We start from the raw sequence: 18,084 nt of genomic DNA, 5'->3' as shown, positions 1-18,084 counted from the left end.
TAATGGTTCATGCTTTTATTACCTTTCTATAGGAAGTCCATTTTCAATTGGTTTTAATGGATTTTGTTGATCAATATGATCATAGAACATTACCCCGTTAAGGTGGTCAATTTCATGCTGAAACACTATAGCCAAAATTCCTTTTGCTCTAAATTTTATTTCGTTCCCTTCGAGAGTTGTGCCTTTAACGGTGATACGTGCATATCGAGGAACATATCCGGGAATGGCTTCATCAACAGAAAGACATCCTTCGCCAGATGTGAGATAAGACTTTTCTACAGAATGGCTTACAATCTTAGGATTAAAAAGTGCATAGCTATGTAATATGCCTTTTTCATCGTGAACATGAATGACAATCATCCGTTTTGAAACATTAATTTGTGGTGCTGCTAGGCCGATCCCAGAACGTAACCCATACTTTTTTGCAATTTCAGGGTCTTGGCTATTTATAATATACGCCATCATGCTCTCTAGTATTTGTTTATCTTCTTCGGAAGGGGGATTCGGAACTTGCTTTGCTATTTTCCTAAGTGTAGGATGACCATCGCGAATAATATCCTCCATCGTTATCATAAAACTCACTCCTGTGAAAAATATGTCATCAAGCAAATAATGCAGATTATTATTATAGTCTACCAAAGTGTATGACAAATGTTAATAAAAAGAGAAGGCATAGTCAACACCTTCTCCTAAATTATCTGTCAAGCGCAAGCGTCCTATCGTCTATCAAACTTCAGGTCCCATCCCTGTAATAAGTCAACATCGGTTCGCTCTCTTTCACCGTATTACTTTTGTCGAAAGAACTGGCCTTTTGAGTTTGTACGGCGATGACCAATGCGCTTCCACTTTTCTTTTAACACCAACAAGAACAGCCAACGATAATGAGTAAAATGAACAAGACGACAATTAACGCAAATCCTCTGCCAAATCCTGCTCCGCCTCCGCCGTAACTTGGATAGCAACAGCCATAACCATATCCGCCATATCCATACATGAAGGATAACCTCCCTAATTATTATAAATTATCGTCCTTTTGCATTTTATTTTTTAATCGGACGATTTATATAGCCTATGTGTAATGATTTTTTTATGTGTAGGCCCATGCCTATGTCATAAATGAAAAGTGAGCAGAATAAAATATTACAATAGGACAAGTCTATCAAACAGGATGCTAGAATTAGGAGACTATTGCTAAGTATGGAAACAACCTATATAGTAAGTGTTGTTATTAGTAATATTATCTCCAGCGCCTAGCTCCTCAATGTCATAATTCAATCCTCCCGCAAAGGTAAAGAACACTTTAAAGAGAGGAACGCCTTATGCTTGTCGGAGCTAAACCAGGCACTCCCGCTTTTAATTATTAGGAGGTTATAACCTTGTTATTTTCCCGTAAAAGCTGCCTTATTTTCGTAATTGCCATGGGGAGCCTTGTATTATCAGGCTGCTTTAATAAATCAACACCGGTTGAAAAAATTTATGATGTTCTTGAAAAGGTTGTATCAACTGAAAATGTATTTAAAGAGCAGCAGGAGCCGCTTGTTGAGTTAGAGAAACAGGAAAAGGAAATTTACGATAAAATTATCTCATTAGGGATGAAAGAATTTGATGAAATAAACCGTCTTTCGGATCAGGCGATAGCCATTGTAGATAAACGCAAGGATCATATGAATAAGGAGCAGGAGAGTATTGCTGCTTCACAAAAGGAGTTTAAAAAAGCACTGCCGCTAATTAACGAAATAGAAGAAGCTGCATTGAAAGAAAAAGCGCAGACACTATATGACACAATGACTGAACGATACAAAATTCATGATGAATTATATCAACAATATCTTGAAGGGGTTAAACTGGATAAAGAGCTGTATCTTATGTTTAAAAAGGAGGATCTTCAACTAGAACAGCTAGATGCTCAGATTACTAAAATTAATGAAATCTATGCGAAAATTTTGAAAGAAAATGAAGAATTCAACAAAAAAACGAAAGAGTATAATGAAGCAAAATTATCCTTCTATAAAGAGTCAGGCTTAAAGATTGATTCAAAAGAATAAGTTAGAAAGTCTGCATCCTAAGGATGCAGACTTTTCTATTTTCCCTACCTGTGTTAGTAGGGAGAAAATACATTTTTTGAAAATAATGATGATTACTATTTTTCTATTAATGTGTTATAACACATGGGAAGTTTTTTTATTTTTTTATAGAACAGTTGGTTGTATTTAATAATACAGATTTAAAAAAACTGACTCCTTTTAAAAGTGTGATAATGTTGAAAAACGCATAATTTAAAGTGTGAACGCGTGTTTTTTATATGTGAAATATAAGAATCATATTGAAAATGTGTATCAATTTAGTTGCAAAAAATATTAATACAGAATATGATGATAATGGATAGATAAATATAGACGTTTATTATGGAAGAATGAAAACTAGTTAAACAGTCTTACGAGATGAATGATAATGAAAGGTTTTTCTTTAAGCGTTTTCTAATTTACCTTCATTTTGGGCAACCTAGAATCTGTGTATGAAAACTCCAAATTATAACGTCTTTTGAAAGAAAGGAAAGGGTGATTCAAATGGCTTCTAAAACAAAGAACTTACAATTCGATGCGAAAAAGCAGCTCGAAAAAGTTGAAGAACAGTTCCAGACACTACAAATCCTCAATGAAGAAGGCAAAGTTGTAAATGAATCAGCAATGCCGGAATTAAGTGATGAGCAACTTCAAGAACTAATGCGCCGTATGGTTTATACTCGCATCCTTGATCAACGATCAATTTCTTTAAATAGACAAGGAAGACTAGGCTTCTATGCACCAACTGCTGGACAAGAGGCTTCACAATTAGCCTCTCAATTTGCTTTAGAAAAAGAAGACTTCATTTTACCAGGATATCGTGATGTACCTCAAATGATTTGGCATGGCTTGCCATTATCACAAGCTTTCTTATGGTCACGCGGACATTACGAAGGCGGAAATATTCCTGAGGGAGTAAATTTAATTGCTCCACAGATTATTATTGGTGCTCAATACATTCAGACTGCTGGTGTGGCACTCGGTATGAAGAAACGCGGAAAACAATCTGTTGCAATTACTTATACTGGAGATGGCGGAACTTCTCAAGGTGACTTCTATGAAGGAATTAACTTTGCTGGCGCATTTAATGCTCCTGCAATCTTTATTGTTCAAAATAACCGCTTTGCCATTTCAACACCTGTCAGCAAACAGTCTGCAGCTAAAACACTTGCACAAAAAGCAGTTGCAGCAGGGATTCCTGGTATTCAAGTGGATGGAATGGATCCTCTTGCAGTGTATGCTGCAGTCCGTGAAGCCCGCGATCGTGCGATAAACGGTGAAGGTCCAACACTAATTGAAACACTTACTTACCGTTATGGTCCGCATACAATGGCTGGAGATGATCCGACACGTTATCGAACAGCAGATCTCGATAACGAATGGGAGAAAAAGGATCCGCTTGTTCGATTCCGAAAATTCCTAGAAGGAAAAGGACTTTGGAACGAAGAAATGGAAAATGAAATTATCGAAAAAGCAAAAGAAGATATTAAAGTTGCCATTAAACAGGCAGATGACACACCTAAGCAAAAAGTAACTGATCTAATTTCTATTATGCACGAAGAGATGCCTTATAACTTAAAAGAACAATATGAAATTTATAAAGCAAAGGAGTCGAAGTAAGCCATGGCGCAAATGACTATGATTCAAGCAATTACTGATGCATTACGCACAGAATTGCGAAACGATCCGAATGTATTAGTATTCGGTGAGGACGTAGGCGTAAACGGCGGTGTATTCCGTGCGACTGAAGGTCTTCAAAATGAATTTGGCGAAGAGCGAGTATTTGATACTCCGTTAGCTGAATCGGGAATCGGCGGCTTAGCAGTTGGGCTTGGCTTACAAGGCTACCGTCCTGTCCCGGAAATCCAATTCTTTGGATTTGTTTACGAAGTAATGGATTCTATTTCAGGTCAGCTTGCACGTATGCGATATCGTTCAGGCGGGCGCTATCACTCACCAGTTACGATTCGGTCACCATTTGGCGGAGGTGTACACACCCCAGAAATGCATGCTGATAGCTTAGAAGGATTAATGGCTCAACAGCCTGGACTAAAAGTAGTGATCCCGTCGACTCCATATGATGCGAAGGGGCTATTGATTTCTGCTATTCGTGATAATGATCCTGTTATTTACTTAGAGCACATGAAGCTATATCGTTCTTTCCGCCAAGAGGTACCGGAAGAGGAATATACTATTCCTTTAGGGAAAGCGGATATTAAGCGAGAAGGAAAGGATTTATCCATCATTACTTACGGTGCAATGGTGCATGAATCATTAAAGGCTGCTGAAGAGCTTGAGAAGGAAGGATTCTCTGCTGAAGTAATTGATTTACGTACGGTTTCCCCAATAGACATCGAAACAATTATTGCTTCTGTAGAAAAAACAGGACGTGCGATCGTCGTGCAGGAAGCCCAAAAGCAAGCTGGAATTGCTGCCAACGTAGTTGCTGAGATCAATGATCGTGCCATTCTTAGTCTTGAGGCACCTGTATTACGAGTGGCAGCTCCAGATACAGTGTTTGCTTTCCCTCAAGCTGAAACAGTTTGGCTCCCGAATTACAAGGATATTATTGAAACGGGCAAAAAGGTTCTAAATTTCTAGACAGCAGAATTTACAGGGGGGTATTATCGCCCCTGTTTCCCTTAGAGTAATCAATTAAGCAGTGTAGGAGGTTGATTCCAAGTGTCATTTGAATTTAAATTACCTGACATTGGTGAAGGTATACATGAAGGTGAAATCGTTAAATGGTTTGTAAAATCTGGCGATAAAGTTCAAGAAGATGACGTACTTTGTGAAGTGCAAAATGATAAAGCAGTCGTCGAAATTCCCTCTCCAGTAGCAGGAACGGTTGAAGAAATTAAGGTAGGAGAAGGAACTGTTGCAACAGTAGGACAAGTGCTTATTACTTTTGACGCACCTGGATATGAAAATTTGAAATTTAAAGGTGATGAAGAAGCACCTGCTAGTAAAGATACGGCTCCAGAACCAAATACTCAGAAAGCACCAGAAGCTGAAGCCCCAAAGAAGGAAACTGCTAATGCGACAACTTCTCCTGTTGAAGCAGATTCTAATCGCAGGATTATCGCGATGCCGTCCGTCCGAAAATATGCACGCGATAACGGTGTTGATATACTTCAGGTTGCTGGCAGCGGCAAAAATGGCCGTGTAGTAAAAGCGGATATTGATTCGTTCTTAAATGGCGGTGCTGCAGTTCAATCTCAAGAGGCTCCTGAACAGGAAGCGGCTGCACCACAGGAATCAAAAGCAGCACAAGCTTCTAAAGCAATCCCACAAGGGCAGTATCCTGAAACACGTGAGAAAATGAGCGGCATCCGTAAAGCAATTGCGAAGGCTATGGTAAACTCAAAGCATACAGCTCCTCACGTTACTTTAATGGATGAAGTTGATGTAACAAAGCTTGTTGCACACAGAAAGAAATTTAAGGAAGTTGCTGCAAGTAAAGGGATTAAGCTAACGTTCCTTCCATATGTTGTAAAGGCATTAACAAGTGCATTGCGTGAATTCCCAACTTTAAATACATCGATTGATGATGAAGCAAGTGAAATTATCCAAAAACACTATTACAATATTGGAATCGCAGCAGATACAGACAAAGGACTTTTAGTGCCTGTCATTAAAGACGCAGATCGTAAATCTACCTTTGCTATTTCAAATGAAATAAATGAGCTTGCTACTAAGGCGCGTGAAGGCAAGCTTACTCCAGACGAGATGAAGGGTGCTTCATGTACGATTACAAATATTGGTTCTGCAGGCGGGCAATGGTTTACACCAGTAATCAATCATCCTGAAGTAGCAATATTAGGAATTGGACGAATCGCCGAAAAACCGGTAGTTAAAGATGGGGAAATTATTGCAGCTCCAGTTCTTGCTTTATCTTTAAGCTTCGATCATCGTATAATTGATGGAGCAACAGCTCAAAATGCATTGAATCATATTAAACGTTTACTAAACGACCCTGAACTATTGTTAATGGAGGCGTAAAAAATGGTAGTAGGAGATTTCCCAATCGAAACAGATACGATTGTCATCGGTTCAGGTCCTGGTGGGTATGTAGCAGCTATTCGTGCTGCCCAGCTTGGGCAAAAAGTGACAATTGTCGAAAAAGCTAACTTAGGCGGAGTTTGTTTAAATGTTGGCTGTATTCCATCAAAGGCGTTAATTTCTGCTGGTCACCGTTATGAAAATGCCAAGCATTCTGAATCAATGGGTATCATTGCGGAAAATGTAAAGGTAGACTTCACGAAGGTACAGGAGTTTAAAGCAGGGGTAGTGAAAAAGCTTACTGGCGGTGTTGAAGGCCTGTTAAAAGGGAATAAGGTAGAGATTGTCAGTGGAGAAGCTTATTTTGTGGATGCAAATACACTTCGTGTGATGGATGAAAATTCGGCACAAACTTATACATTTAAACATGCGATTATTGCTACTGGCTCTAGACCAATTGAACTTCCAGCATTTAAATATGGTAAGCGTGTCCTTGATTCAACAGGTGCACTGGCACTTCAAGAAATACCGAAAAAAATCGTTGTTATTGGCGGTGGTGTAATCGGTATCGAATTAGGTGGTGCTTATGCAAGCTTTGGATCAGAGGTAACGATTCTTGAAGGTGCAGATGATATTCTTGTTGGCTTTGAGAAGCAAATGACTGCACTGGTAAAACGCAAGCTTAAGAAAAAGGGTGCTGAAATCGTTACAAAGGCCCTAGCTAAAAGTGTCGAAGAAAATGAAAATGGCGTTACAGTAAAATATGAAGTTAAAGGCGAAGAAATAACAGCTGAAGCTGATTATGTATTTGTCATGGTAGGCCGACGTCCTAATACAGATGAATTGGGGTTAGAGCAAGTTGGCATTAAAATGAGCGATCGTGGCATCGTTGAAATTGATAAACAATGCCGTACCAATGTAAGTAATATATTTGCAATTGGCGATGTAGTTCAAGGACCTCAATTAGCACATAAAGCATCGTATGAAGGAAAGATTGCAGCAGAGGTTATCTCTGGTCATCATTCAGAAATTGACTATTTAGGTATCCCTGCAGTAGTCTTCTCAGATCCCGAACTGGCATCAGTAGGCTATACGGAAAGTCAAGCAAAAGAAGAAGGAATTGAAGCTACTGCAGCAAAATTCCCATTTGCAGCAAACGGCCGCGCGCTTGCTTTAGATGCGACAGATGGTTTCGTTAAACTGGTAACTAGAAAAGAAGATGGTTTAATAATTGGTGCTCAAATTGCTGGTGCCAACGCTTCAGATATGATTGCAGAATTAGGTTTGGCGATTGAGTCAGGCATGACTGCAGAAGACTTAGCAATGACCATTCATGCTCACCCAACATTAGGTGAAATATCAATGGAGGCAGCAGAGGTTGCACTAGGAACTCCGATTCATATCGTTAAATAAATAAAAGCTCCAGAGACTAAAATTTAACGTCTCTGGAGCTTTTATTTGTTTTTTAAGGCTGTATAGAGTGGCTCTACAATTTGTTCTTTAGTTGCCTCTCCTTTTACCTTTACAAGAATTTTATCATTATATACGAGCAGAATAGCAGGACAGCGATCGATATCAAATTGATCATAGTAATTTTTTGCATTTTCCTTTGTAATGATCTTCATGTTTTTTATGTCGATAGGAAAATCCTTTTTTAGCTCAATTATCGCATCATAATAAGAAACTTCCTTTTCATATGCTTGGTCATCCGTGAAGAATATGAGTTGTTTTATGTCTTGATCGATATTTAAGTCTTTTTTTGAATCAACATGGTTACATGAGGAGGTTATAAAAAGAAGAGAAGCGATGAATAATAGTGGCAACCCTTTCATATTCTGTTCCCCACCTTGCTTATAATATAAATAAAATGAATAATGTCTTTTTTTGAACAAATTATGATTATTTTATCATATGAAAAATATCAAATAGCCCTTGTCACCTAAATGTTACAGAAATGAAAAATAAGATTTTCCTTTTCTACATATATTACAAATACAAGCACATTTAAGTAAAAGGAATATTGATATTTGTGGTGGTGAGAGTATGAAGACTTATACTGCGCTGCTTCTGCAGCTTATTATTTGGAGTGGATATACCTTTATTGAATGGTTATCTAAATATGATCAGCTTTTATATAAAGTATTAATGTTCTTTGTGTTTTTTTATATTGCCATTATTATAGGAAATACGATAATGAAATCGGTAAAAAAGACATTTTTTATAACTTCTTTAAGTTTAACCTTATACGCATCCTTCCATTTTACTATGGCTGTTATTAATGGATAGGGTCTTTTTTAACGTAAAAAAGAGCCTCAATGAGGCTCTTTAACTGTCTTTCCTTTGAAAAATCTTGTGATCATACTGTAAATTGCAAAGAAAAATAGGAATAAGCAAACGAAGGAAAGGATAAACGGAATAATATTAAATTTTGTTTCCTTCTCAAAAGGGGATTGAAATTTTATCTCAAGTGGGTAAAGTTTATCACCAGCTGGAAGAGTAACTGTTTGTTCAGCGTATGGAAAAGGACCCCCAAAGGATAATTGCTGGTTTATATTTTTTGGCTTCGCTTCAAAATACGAGTGAAAAATGAAAGGAGATATGAGTGTTATCACAAGGCTGAATATCCCTACTATGATTAATCTGTGTTTTAACATGAATTCACCTCATTGCTTTATTGCTCAAATAGAGCAAAATAGAAGAACAGCGATAAGCTGTCCTTCTATATTATTTCTGTTAAGAAATTTTAAAATCGTATTTAAATATCACATTGAAATAAGTTTAATTTATGTCCAGCTCCAGCGCTTGCGCATTTGATTTTACTTTCTAGGATAAAAATACATCACTCGTCCATTAAATAAATGTAACTCACCTTGCAGTTTCTTTGCTAAAAATCTACAAAACTCATTGGCCTTGCCTTTATCTCCAAATGTTGAGGATTCTGGGAGGGTAATTTGTATGTATGACTGCTCTTGCTCTGATCCATCCTCATTTAAGGCATTTTCTTTATCTACGCCAAGTAAAATAATGTTGTAGCGATCGTTTTCCGATTTCAAATAGAACCAGCTGCCTTTGCCATCAGGCATTTCTTTCATTTCATATGGAAAAGCAGCCTCATTATAATTCCAGGCAACCTGTCTTCCAGTTTTAGCGGTTATTTCTTTAAAATATTGAAATAATTCTTTTATGTCTTCAGTTGTAACAGTTTGTTTTGCTGATGAAGGCACGAGCTTTATATACGCATGACTTGCCACCATCCATCCCCCCATATCTTGTATACTCTCTATTTCATTCTAGCATTGATTAAAAACTTCTGACAACTTAATATGATGAATAATAAAAAATACTTGTAATTATACAAAAAAATAATTATAATAATATTCTAAATATTAAATAAAAAAGGAGGAAAAATATGAACCTATTTGATAAGCTGTATGATGAGAACGAAAACGCGAAAGTTCGTTTTGTAGGCTTTACAACCGAACAAGCCAGATATGATTTTGGAATTGTGTTTACAAATCTTTTCTTTGGAAAACCTCTTGTTGTTTGCATGCAAACTGGCCGCTCCACTCTCCTCGACCCCAAGGACCTCGAAGATAAGGCTTATTTACAAAAAGTCTTTAAAATGGATACACACCTTCAAGCAGAAGATTTAAGTGAGTTCTTTAAAATTGCTCTTCCAAGCCCTTCCTTTGAGACCCAATATGAATAGAATTCCTTTGAATATGGCCTAATGTCTAGCACAGGGGATATGTGTTATACTATTTAATCGCTATTTTTGAGAGTAAATAAAGATTTTCCCATTATTTTCTTTCAATGAGTTATACAATTAGGGCTTGAAAAAATAATAATGCTATATTATTATTAACTTAAGGTCATTAAAACGCTTACAATCATTTATGCGATAACTCATTGAAAAGGGGAATGAAAGATGGGCACACTTGTTTGCCAAACTTGTAATTCAACAATTGATCACTTCGAGGATGAAAAAGTAACAGTTTTGTATTCAAAGTGTAATTGCTGTAATGATGATAAAAAAAAGAATAAATAAATTTTGAAATTAGATAATCATATTTCGTACCCATAAAAAGAGCCTTCCACTAGAATTGGAAGGCTCCTTATTTATTTTATCGCAGATTAACGGGCTGTAAGACTCCATTTCAAGAAGTTGAGGAAACAAAAAATTCTAAGTGGGGGATCTAACAAGCCCGTAAATGCTCAATTGGTTCAACTAACAATCAGTGGGGGATGAAGGCCGGCTAAGAATGCCACGTCCTGAAGCGACGTAGTCACTAGCACGTCCTGTGCGTCGGAAAACCCCGCTGATTGAGTTTCACTTTATCGCACGATGTTCTTTTATTACCCGTAAGTACTTAAAATCATAGTCTTCTGGTCCTTGTACAGGAAGTCCTGCTTCCATATTTGTCTTGATGTACAATAGATTATCCCTCGTTATAATTTCACCGGGGATAAAAATTGGAATCCCGGGCGGATATACCATAATAAACTCCGCGATAATTCTGCCTTCTGATTCATCAAAAGGGACAAGTTCTGTTTCAGCATAGAATGCATCTCTTGGAGAAAGGGCTAATACTGGGATATCTGGAAGCAAAACTTGAGCTTCAATTTTATTTGTTTTACTATGTCTCTCAGTTGATAATTCCTTCAATGCTTGAATGAGTATGTCAGCCTCTTTTTCAGTGTCTCCTGGTGTGATAATGCAAAGAATATTGTATAAGTCTGACATTTCGACTTCAATATTGTATTTCTCTCGAAGCCAAAGCTCGACATCAAAGCCGCTTAACCCAAGCTCTTTTACGGAAATGATTAATTTTGTCGGGTCATAGCCATAGGCGGCATTGGATTCTAATATTTCTTCTCCTACGCAATACAGATGCTCGATTTCATTAATTTGCCGGCGAATAGATTGAGCAAGAGATATTGTCCGATTAATAAGTTCCTTCCCGTTAATAGCTAATTGTTTTCTAGCAACATCTAAAGAAGCAAGTAATAAATAGGATGTAGAAGTTGTCGTTAGCATGCTGAGAATGGATTGCACTCTTTTAGCAGAAACAAGATTTCCTTTCATATTTAAAATGGAGCTTTGAGTCATTGACCCTCCTAGCTTATGGACACTTGTTGCTGCCAAATCTGCTCCTGCCTGCATGGCAGATAAAGGCAAATCATCATGAAAATGTATATGCACTCCATGTGCCTCATCTACAAGCACAGGGACTTGATACGAATGGGCAATTTCAACAATTTTTTTCAAGTCAGCAGAAATGCCAAAATACGTTGGATTGATTACAAGGACACCCTTCGCATCAGGATGCTGTTCAAGTGCTTTAGCGACAGAATCAGTTGTAATCCCATGTGATATTCCAAGGTCTTTATCAATTTCAGGATGTATAAAAATCGGAGTTGCACCTGAAAAAACAATTGCTGACATGACGGATTTATGAACATTTCTAGGAACAATTATTTTTTCACCCGGACCGCAAACAGCCATAACCATTGTCATGATTGCACCACTAGTACCTTGAACAGAAAAGAAGGTACGATCTGCACCGAAAGCCTCAGCTGCTAGATCCTGTGCTGATTTAATTATCCCTTTTGGCTGATGTAAATCATCAAGCGGACCAATATTTATGAGATCAATGGCAAGTGCATTATCGCCGATATATGCTCTGAATTCCGGATCCATTCCATTTCCCTTCTTATGTCCGGGAATGTGAAATTGGACTGGATTTTTTTCGGCATGTGCTAATAAACCGCTGAATAACGGTGTTTCTAATTGAGACAATTTAATCTAACACCTCTTTATGTGGTAAAGTAATAAAACAAATGAATTATAGCATTATTCATTTTCTTTGCATAGAAAATATTCTTACAAAAACTTCTTCTTTTATTATTATAGTTTTCGGATGAAAACAGGAAAATATAACATTAAAATAGAATTAATATATAGGTTGGAGGATAAGGAGGTCACATAATGAATTGGAACACACGTGTAACGAATTTATTAAAAATTAAATATCCAATTATCCAGGGAGGATTAGCTCATCTAGCCTATTCTGAATTAGCTGCAGCTGTATCAAATGCCGGGGGGTTGGGCCAGGTCACTGCGATGTCGCTGGAAAGCCCAGAAGCCTTAAGAGAAGAGATTCTAAAAGTAAAACAAATGACAGATAAGCCATTCGGTGTGAATTTTGCAATAGGGCAGCATGGAAGACCCTTTTCACATTATCTTGATATAGCGATTGAAGAAGAAGTACCTGTTATTTCAATGACTGGAGGGAACCCAACACCATTCTTTGAACAACTAAAGGGAGTAAACGTGAAGAAACTAGTTCTTGTTGCGGCGAAAAGACAGGCTGTAAAAGCAGAAGAGCTAGGAGCTGATGCAGTAATGGTTGTTGGCCAAGAAGGCGGCGGACATTTAGGAAGAGATGATATCGGTTCGATCGTTTTGATTCCGCAAGTAGTTGATGCGGTCTCTATCCCAGTAATAGCTTCTGGAGGAATTGGTGATGGAAGAGGGATGCTTGCTGCCTTGAGCTTGGGGGCGGAGGGAATCGAGATGGGAACAAGATTTGTTGCCACAAAGGAATGTGTCCACGCTTCAGAATTATATAAAACAAGACTTGTCGAGGGAAGTGAAAGCGATACTGCTGTAATTAAGCGATCAATTGGTGCTCCAGCAAGAGTGATCGCTAATGAATGGGCAGATAAAATCCTGGAAATTGAAAAGGCAGCTGGGGGATATGAGCAATTAAAAGATTTTATAAGCGGGAATGCTAACAAAAAGTATATTTATGAAGGAAAGGAAAAGGAAGGCTATGCTTGGGCGGGGCAAGTGATGGGTTTAATTAAAGATGTGCCAACTGTTCAAGAGCTTTTTGAGCGGATGATTTCCGAGGGTGAAGCAATCCGTAAGAAGTGGGCTTTATAATAGCCATATTAATAAAATCAACATGAATGTACATAAGGGGGATTAAAATGGAGTATCAATATCCAATTGAAACTGATTGGTCGACGGATGAAGTAATTGATGTCATCCAATATTTCCAAAAAGTAGAAGAAGCATATAGCAGAGGAGTGGACCGTGATCTTTTTCTTGAAGCCTATCGCCGTTTTAAAGAAATTGTCCCAGGGAAAGCTCAGGAACGAAAGATTTGTGACGAATTTGAGGAGGTAAGCGGATTTTCTTCCTACCGAACTGTCAATGCAGTCAAAGCAGCAGAGTCAGGTGCAAAAATAAAAATGAAATAATAAAACCTCCGCAGAAGGAGGTTTTATTGGAAAAATAATTTAGTGGTTTAAATCATTTTGTAAAGAGGTATTAATTTCTTAAATACAGATTCAGCTGTTGCAAGAAAATCCTCGGGAACCATTTTAGCAGCTTCTTCTTTAGGAAGGTTTATTCCGCAAAGGATTTCTGCCTTTTTAATCTTTTGTAGACGAACAAACATTTCATGTAGCTCTTTCTTCGTTAATTCACCATGGCGAACAACAGATGGCTTTGTATGATCAATAGACCATACAAAGTGGTCTGGGGTTTGTTCATAAATTTTAGTGAGGTTTGCTTCTAGTGTTTTTCCGAATGCTTCTTTATGTGGAGCCTCATAAATTAAGGCAAACCAAATAAAAACGTGCGTTTCCCATAAACCAATTTGAAAATGAGGGAGCATTTTATATCCCCTTGGATTATTAGCGAAAGCAACCCAAGTATCATTTGGCGGATTTTTTGTTCTTCTTGCATGTTTGGCAACATGTGTATACATTTCATCCCCAGTCTCAACTGTGAGCATTGGTGAAAAAATTTGACCTAATTCCTCAAGTTTTGGCCGAATGTGTGTCTTAAGTGCATCCATCCGTTCTTCTAAGCCTTCGATTCTGAAAACCTGAAAGTCTGTATTTGTAAAACCAGTAAATGCCATGTAAAAAAACCTCCTTCAAGCTCTGTCAAATATTGTAGCATACTTGCAAAAAAACAGTAATCCTCATGCTTATCTACAAAATTTTATGTAAAAATAGGTAATCGCACAAATTTGTTGCAAGTAAACAAGATTCCTCATAATATAATAGTAAAAATAATCAGAAGAAACGAAATTTTAGATTATTTGGAAGGGGTGTAATGTCAATGAAACAACTTATGAACTCGGTTAAGAACAGTCCAGGAGAGAAAGAAAGAACTGCAGTTTTGCGGTTGGAAATGGATTATGAGCTTGCTACATTATTTGAGGCGATGAATACTCAAAATGAAGAAATGAAAACAAAAAGCAAGCAGAGGCTGGAAAGGATCAGACAAGAATTATTAAGACTTAAGGCTCTTTAGAAAATGGTTTAATCATGTTAAAGGAGAAAGATTGAGAAACATGTATAATGAAACAAGACTTAACCAATAAAAACGAACTCCTAGATGGAATAAGGGGTTCGTTTATTATTTTGCCCAGCAGGAGAGGATAATGCTTGAAGCAATTTTCTTTATCATTTAAGCTATTGTTATTTCATAATTGAATTTAAGCAAATAAGTATCTGACACAATGAAACAATCTTGGTGAAATAGTTCGGAGGGAATCGGATGACTAAGTGGAAAGAGATAGATCGTAACGCTAAGTCTTGGATAATGGAAGCTGGACATAGGATTAAGCAATCGTTTAGTAAAACACTAACCATTGAAACGAAATCAAATGCGAATGATTTAGTTACTGATATTGACAAAAATACGGAACAATTCTTTATTAAAAAAATAAAAGAGCAGTACCCGGATCATAAAATCCTTGGAGAGGAAGGGTTTGGAGACCAAATTAGTGATTTAAAGGGAATTGTCTGGATTATTGATCCTATTGATGGGACGATGAATTTTATACACCAGCAAAGAAACTTTGCTATTTCAATAGGAATTTATGAAGATGGGGTTGGTCATGTCGGTTTGATTTATGATGTAGTTCATGATGAGTTATATCATACGATAAAGGGAAATGGTGTCTACCTTAACGATCTTCCCCTCCCGCCATTGAAAGATGTTCAAGTGACTGAAGCGATTATTGGAATAAACGCAACATGGGTAACTGAAAATAAACGGATTAATCCGCTCCTTTTAGCACCCCTAGTTAGGAATGCCCGCGGAACGCGTTCATATGGTTCTGCAGCAATTGAAATGGCTTACATTGCCTCAGGGCGAATGGATGCATATATTTCATTAAGGTTAGCTCCTTGGGATATCGCAGCTGGAATCATCTTAGTTGAAGAGCTTGGCGGCATTGCTACAAATTTAAATGGAGAGCCGCTTAATTTTCTTGAAAAGAATTCATTATTTATTTCTAAACCGGGTCTTCATCATGAGGTAATGAAAAATTATCTTAATGAGGGAAATTGGTGAATATTTTAAACGATACAAGGTAAAAAAGATGACCAGTCTTATTAGACGGTCATCTTTTTTTATAATGTTCCATTTTCTCTCATTTTCTTTTTTGTTTTGAAACCAAGTCCCATTATGGCAATTAAACCAATGATTGCTGCAAACATCCCAATGATGCTTTCTTCTGCCACTGCTATCCCAATTCCCATTATGCATAGTGTTGCGAGAATCGCTAAAGCTAATAATGGCCATTTAATTTCCTTCAAATTTTGTACCCCCTCAAATGAAGCAGTAAGTAATAAAAATGATTTTACGGTGGATAACATAGAAAATAAAGTGTTTTATATATCTTTGCTTTATATTTTACACAAAAAACTTTTAGGTTTCCACTTTAAATATGGTATAATGTTTCAGTTGTACGTAAGACAGCAGAAATGCGCTAAATTGTTAAATACAGGTAGGAGGAACTTCCTTGAAATTAAGAGAAGATATTCGTAATATTGCCATCATTGCTCACGTCGATCATGGTAAAACGACTTTAGTAGATCAGCTTTTAAAGCAGTCCGGAACTTTTCGTTCAAATGAACATGTAGAGGAACGGGCAATGGATTCAAATGATATTGAAAGAGAACGCGGGATTACCATTTTGGCTAAAAATACTGCGATTCAATATAAAGATACACGTATTAACATTCTTGATACTCCGGGACACGCTGACTTTGGCGGAGAAGTAGAAAGAATTATGAAAATGGTTGATGGAGTATTATTAGTTGTTGATGCCTATGAAGGCTGTATGCCGCAAACACGTTTTGTTTTAAAGAAAGCATTAGAACAAAACCTAACTCCTATTGTTGTTGTTAATAAGATTGACCGTGACTTTGCTCGTCCAGAAGAAGTAATTGACGAAGTGCTTGATTTATTTATTGAGCTTGAAGCAAATGAAGATCAGCTTGATTTCCCAGTTGTTTATGCCTCTGCTATTAACGGTACAGCAAGTACAGATCCTAGCAAACAAGATGAAAACATGCAGTCTCTATATGATATGATTATTGAAAATATCCCAGCTCCAGTTGATAACAAAGAAGAACCGCTTCAATTCCAAGTGGCGCTGCTTGATTACAACGATTATGTAGGCAGAATCGGAATTGGCCGTGTTTTCCGCGGAACGATGAAAGTAGGACAGCAAGTTGCTCTAATGAAATTAGATGGTACAGTCAAAAATTTCCGCGTGACGAAAATTTTTGGCTTCTTTGGATTAAAGCGTCAAGAAATTCAAGAAGCATATGCTGGTGACTTAATTGCCGTTTCTGGAATGGAAGATATTAATGTAGGGGAAACTGTTTGCCCTGTTGAACATCAAGATGCATTACCGATCTTAAGAATTGATGAACCAACGCTTCAAATGACATTCCTAGTTAATAATAGTCCATTTGCCGGTAGAGAAGGAAAATATTTAACAGCTAGAAAAATCGAAGAGAGATTGCGCGCGCAATTACAAACAGATGTAAGTCTTCGTGTTGATAATACAGACTCTCCAGACGCATGGATTGTTTCAGGCCGTGGAGAACTGCATTTATCCATTTTAATTGAAAACATGCGCCGTGAAGGCTATGAGCTGCAAGTGTCAAAGCCAGAAGTAATCGTTAAGGTTATTGATGGAGTGCGCTGTGAACCTGTTGAGCGTGTACAGATCGAAGTTCCTGAGGAACATACAGGATCGATCATGGAATCTATTGGTGCCCGTAAAGGTGAAATGCTAGATATGATCAATAATGGGAACGGTCAGGTTCGCTTAGTTTTTAATGTACCTGCACGTGGATTAATTGGTTATACGACAGAATTCTTAACGTTAACACGCGGATTTGGAATCATTAACCATACATTTGACAGCTATCAGCCAATGGCACAAGGACAAGTTGGAGGACGTCGTCAAGGTGTGCTTGTATCTATGGAGAGCGGAAAAGCCTCAACTTATGGTATTATGCAAGTAGAGGATCGCGGAATCATCTTTGTAGAAGCTGGAACTGAAATTTATGAAGGGATGATTGTTGGTGAACATACACGTGAAAATGACATCACTGTTAACATCACGAAAGTAAAACACGCAACAAATGTCCGTTCAGCGAATAAGGATCAAACAGCTACAATGAAGAAGCCGCGTATCATGACACTTGAAGAGGCTTTGGAATACTTAAATGAAGATGAGTATTGTGAAGTAACACCAGAGTCCATCCGTCTGCGTAAAAAGATCCTTGAGAAAAACGAACGTGAAAGAATGGCGAAGAAGAAAAAATATGCTGAAATGAGCTAAGGGATGTAGGGGGAGGAGAAAAAGTGGTAGATGTAAATGAGAGTCTGTCTTTTTTCGCTGCTTTATTCAAAGTCCAAGAAAATTCTGAAGTGGGAATGTGGCTTCTTTATTTAACCATTGTTGCTTTATGCATTATTGTTTTTAAATTGGGATTTGCGAAGAAATTGCCGATTGCAAAATCAATGATTATTTATCTTTTTCTCATTTTAGGCTGTACAATTTTAACCTTTTTTGCAGTCTTTTTGCCAATTACCGAAGGGCTGGTAGTTGCTGCCTTGATCCTAATTATTTACAAAGTTCGCCTTCATCAGTCAAAAAAACTTGAAGGAAAAGAATATTAGGATGGA

22 protein-coding genes are annotated in these 18,084 nt (G+C 37.4%); 14 read left to right on the top strand and 8 right to left on the bottom strand.

Annotated elements, in window-relative coordinates; all coding sequences use genetic code 11:
- Positions 1-18: 18 nt before the first annotated feature.
- A complete protein-coding gene (gene def, locus C1726_RS01950) occupies positions 19-573 on the bottom strand; it encodes a peptide deformylase (protein WP_102271614.1) in 555 nt (184 codons plus the stop codon).
- A gap of 280 nt (positions 574-853) precedes the next feature.
- Positions 854-994 carry a YjcZ family sporulation protein gene (locus C1726_RS01945; RefSeq protein ID WP_102271613.1) on the bottom strand — a complete coding sequence of 47 codons (141 nt, stop codon included), beginning with the start codon at positions 992-994 and terminating at the stop codon, positions 854-856.
- 382 nt (positions 995-1,376) lie between these two features.
- Between C1726_RS01945 and C1726_RS01940 the strand changes: the two genes are divergently transcribed.
- The 5 genes from C1726_RS01940 (at position 1,377) to lpdA (ending at position 7,478) form a co-directional block, all read left to right on the top strand.
- Entirely contained in the window at positions 1,377-2,045 is a 669-nt protein-coding gene (locus C1726_RS01940; protein WP_235822681.1) for a YkyA family protein, read from the top strand.
- 522 nt (positions 2,046-2,567) lie between these two features.
- Complete coding sequence (gene pdhA, locus C1726_RS01935) at positions 2,568-3,683, top strand: pyruvate dehydrogenase (acetyl-transferring) E1 component subunit alpha (RefSeq protein WP_102271612.1); 1,116 nt, start codon at positions 2,568-2,570, stop codon at positions 3,681-3,683.
- 3 nt (positions 3,684-3,686) lie between these two features.
- On the top strand, positions 3,687-4,664 hold the full coding sequence (locus C1726_RS01930; protein ID WP_053475438.1) for an alpha-ketoacid dehydrogenase subunit beta: 978 nt from the start codon (positions 3,687-3,689) through the stop codon (positions 4,662-4,664).
- Between the two features lie 81 nt (positions 4,665-4,745).
- Entirely contained in the window at positions 4,746-6,065 is a 1,320-nt protein-coding gene (locus tag C1726_RS01925; RefSeq protein WP_102271611.1) for a dihydrolipoamide acetyltransferase family protein, read from the top strand.
- A gap of 3 nt (positions 6,066-6,068) precedes the next feature.
- Positions 6,069-7,478, top strand: coding sequence for a dihydrolipoyl dehydrogenase (gene lpdA / locus C1726_RS01920; protein WP_102271610.1), 1,410 nt, complete (start codon positions 6,069-6,071; stop codon positions 7,476-7,478).
- A 41-nt stretch (positions 7,479-7,519) separates the two neighbouring features.
- Here lpdA and C1726_RS01915 read toward each other — a convergent pair whose 3' ends face one another.
- Positions 7,520-7,897, bottom strand: a complete 378-nt coding sequence (locus C1726_RS01915) for a small peptidoglycan-associated lipoprotein (protein ID WP_102271609.1) — start codon at positions 7,895-7,897, stop codon at positions 7,520-7,522.
- Positions 7,898-8,108: 211 nt separating this feature from the next.
- Here C1726_RS01915 and C1726_RS01910 point away from each other — a divergent pair, with 211 nt between their 5' ends.
- Positions 8,109-8,351 carry a hypothetical protein gene (locus tag C1726_RS01910; RefSeq protein ID WP_102271608.1) on the top strand — a complete coding sequence of 81 codons (243 nt, stop codon included), beginning with the start codon at positions 8,109-8,111 and terminating at the stop codon, positions 8,349-8,351.
- A 26-nt stretch (positions 8,352-8,377) separates the two neighbouring features.
- On the opposite strand, the gene C1726_RS01905 is transcribed toward C1726_RS01910, so the two are convergent.
- Both C1726_RS01905 and C1726_RS01900 read right to left on the bottom strand, forming a co-directional pair.
- Positions 8,378-8,719 carry a hypothetical protein gene (locus C1726_RS01905; RefSeq protein WP_102271607.1) on the bottom strand — a complete coding sequence of 114 codons (342 nt, stop codon included), beginning with the start codon at positions 8,717-8,719 and terminating at the stop codon, positions 8,378-8,380.
- 162 nt (positions 8,720-8,881) lie between these two features.
- The gene (locus tag C1726_RS01900; RefSeq protein WP_180968064.1) at positions 8,882-9,316 is read right to left on the bottom strand and encodes a DUF1885 family protein; all 435 of its coding nucleotides are present in this window, start codon (positions 9,314-9,316) and stop codon (positions 8,882-8,884) included.
- A 158-nt stretch (positions 9,317-9,474) separates the two neighbouring features.
- On the opposite strand from C1726_RS01900, the gene C1726_RS01895 reads away from it, so the two are divergent.
- Together C1726_RS01895 and C1726_RS01890 are read left to right on the top strand one after the other, a co-directional pair.
- Positions 9,475-9,774 carry a DUF3055 domain-containing protein gene (locus C1726_RS01895; RefSeq protein ID WP_102271605.1) on the top strand — a complete coding sequence of 100 codons (300 nt, stop codon included), beginning with the start codon at positions 9,475-9,477 and terminating at the stop codon, positions 9,772-9,774.
- A gap of 219 nt (positions 9,775-9,993) precedes the next feature.
- The gene (locus C1726_RS01890) at positions 9,994-10,113 is read left to right on the top strand and encodes a GapA-binding peptide SR1P (RefSeq protein WP_082631857.1); all 120 of its coding nucleotides are present in this window, start codon (positions 9,994-9,996) and stop codon (positions 10,111-10,113) included.
- Between the two features lie 282 nt (positions 10,114-10,395).
- Here C1726_RS01890 and C1726_RS01885 read toward each other — a convergent pair whose 3' ends face one another.
- Positions 10,396-11,865 (bottom strand): aminotransferase class I/II-fold pyridoxal phosphate-dependent enzyme, encoded by a 1,470-nt coding sequence (locus tag C1726_RS01885; RefSeq protein ID WP_102271604.1) that lies wholly within the window; start codon positions 11,863-11,865, stop codon positions 10,396-10,398.
- Between the two features lie 189 nt (positions 11,866-12,054).
- Between C1726_RS01885 and C1726_RS01880 the strand changes: the two genes are divergently transcribed.
- Positions 12,055-13,014, top strand: a complete 960-nt coding sequence (locus tag C1726_RS01880) for an NAD(P)H-dependent flavin oxidoreductase (RefSeq protein ID WP_102271603.1) — start codon at positions 12,055-12,057, stop codon at positions 13,012-13,014.
- A gap of 47 nt (positions 13,015-13,061) precedes the next feature.
- Positions 13,062-13,334: a UPF0223 family protein gene (locus C1726_RS01875; protein ID WP_102271602.1), complete on the top strand. Its 273-nt coding sequence runs from the start codon at positions 13,062-13,064 to the stop codon at positions 13,332-13,334.
- Between the two features lie 47 nt (positions 13,335-13,381).
- Here the strand turns inward: C1726_RS01875 and C1726_RS01870 are convergent, their stop codons facing one another.
- A complete protein-coding gene (locus C1726_RS01870; RefSeq protein ID WP_102271601.1) occupies positions 13,382-14,002 on the bottom strand; it encodes a YktB family protein in 621 nt (206 codons plus the stop codon).
- Between the two features lie 203 nt (positions 14,003-14,205).
- Here C1726_RS01870 and C1726_RS01865 point away from each other — a divergent pair, with 203 nt between their 5' ends.
- Together C1726_RS01865 and C1726_RS01860 are read left to right on the top strand one after the other, a co-directional pair.
- Entirely contained in the window at positions 14,206-14,400 is a 195-nt protein-coding gene (locus C1726_RS01865) for a hypothetical protein (protein ID WP_057766239.1), read from the top strand.
- Positions 14,401-14,646: 246 nt separating this feature from the next.
- Entirely contained in the window at positions 14,647-15,447 is an 801-nt protein-coding gene (locus tag C1726_RS01860; protein ID WP_102271600.1) for an inositol monophosphatase family protein, read from the top strand.
- Positions 15,448-15,506: 59 nt separating this feature from the next.
- Here C1726_RS01860 and C1726_RS01855 read toward each other — a convergent pair whose 3' ends face one another.
- Positions 15,507-15,692, bottom strand: a complete 186-nt coding sequence (locus C1726_RS01855; RefSeq protein WP_102271599.1) for a YlaF family protein — start codon at positions 15,690-15,692, stop codon at positions 15,507-15,509.
- Between the two features lie 206 nt (positions 15,693-15,898).
- Between C1726_RS01855 and typA the strand changes: the two genes are divergently transcribed.
- Together typA and C1726_RS01845 are read left to right on the top strand one after the other, a co-directional pair.
- On the top strand, positions 15,899-17,737 hold the full coding sequence (gene typA / locus C1726_RS01850) for a translational GTPase TypA (protein WP_102271598.1): 1,839 nt from the start codon (positions 15,899-15,901) through the stop codon (positions 17,735-17,737).
- Positions 17,738-17,760: 23 nt separating this feature from the next.
- Complete coding sequence (locus C1726_RS01845; protein WP_102271597.1) at positions 17,761-18,078, top strand: YlaH-like family protein; 318 nt, start codon at positions 17,761-17,763, stop codon at positions 18,076-18,078.
- Positions 18,079-18,084 lie beyond the last annotated feature (6 nt).

It is taken from the genome of Cytobacillus massiliigabonensis (assembly GCF_900199725.1).
Taxonomy (GTDB): Bacteria; Bacillota; Bacilli; order Bacillales; family Cytobacillaceae; genus Cytobacillus; species Cytobacillus massiliigabonensis.
The sequence above is the reverse complement of the archived record's forward strand: the minus strand, read 5'-3'. Positions and strand labels throughout refer to the sequence as shown.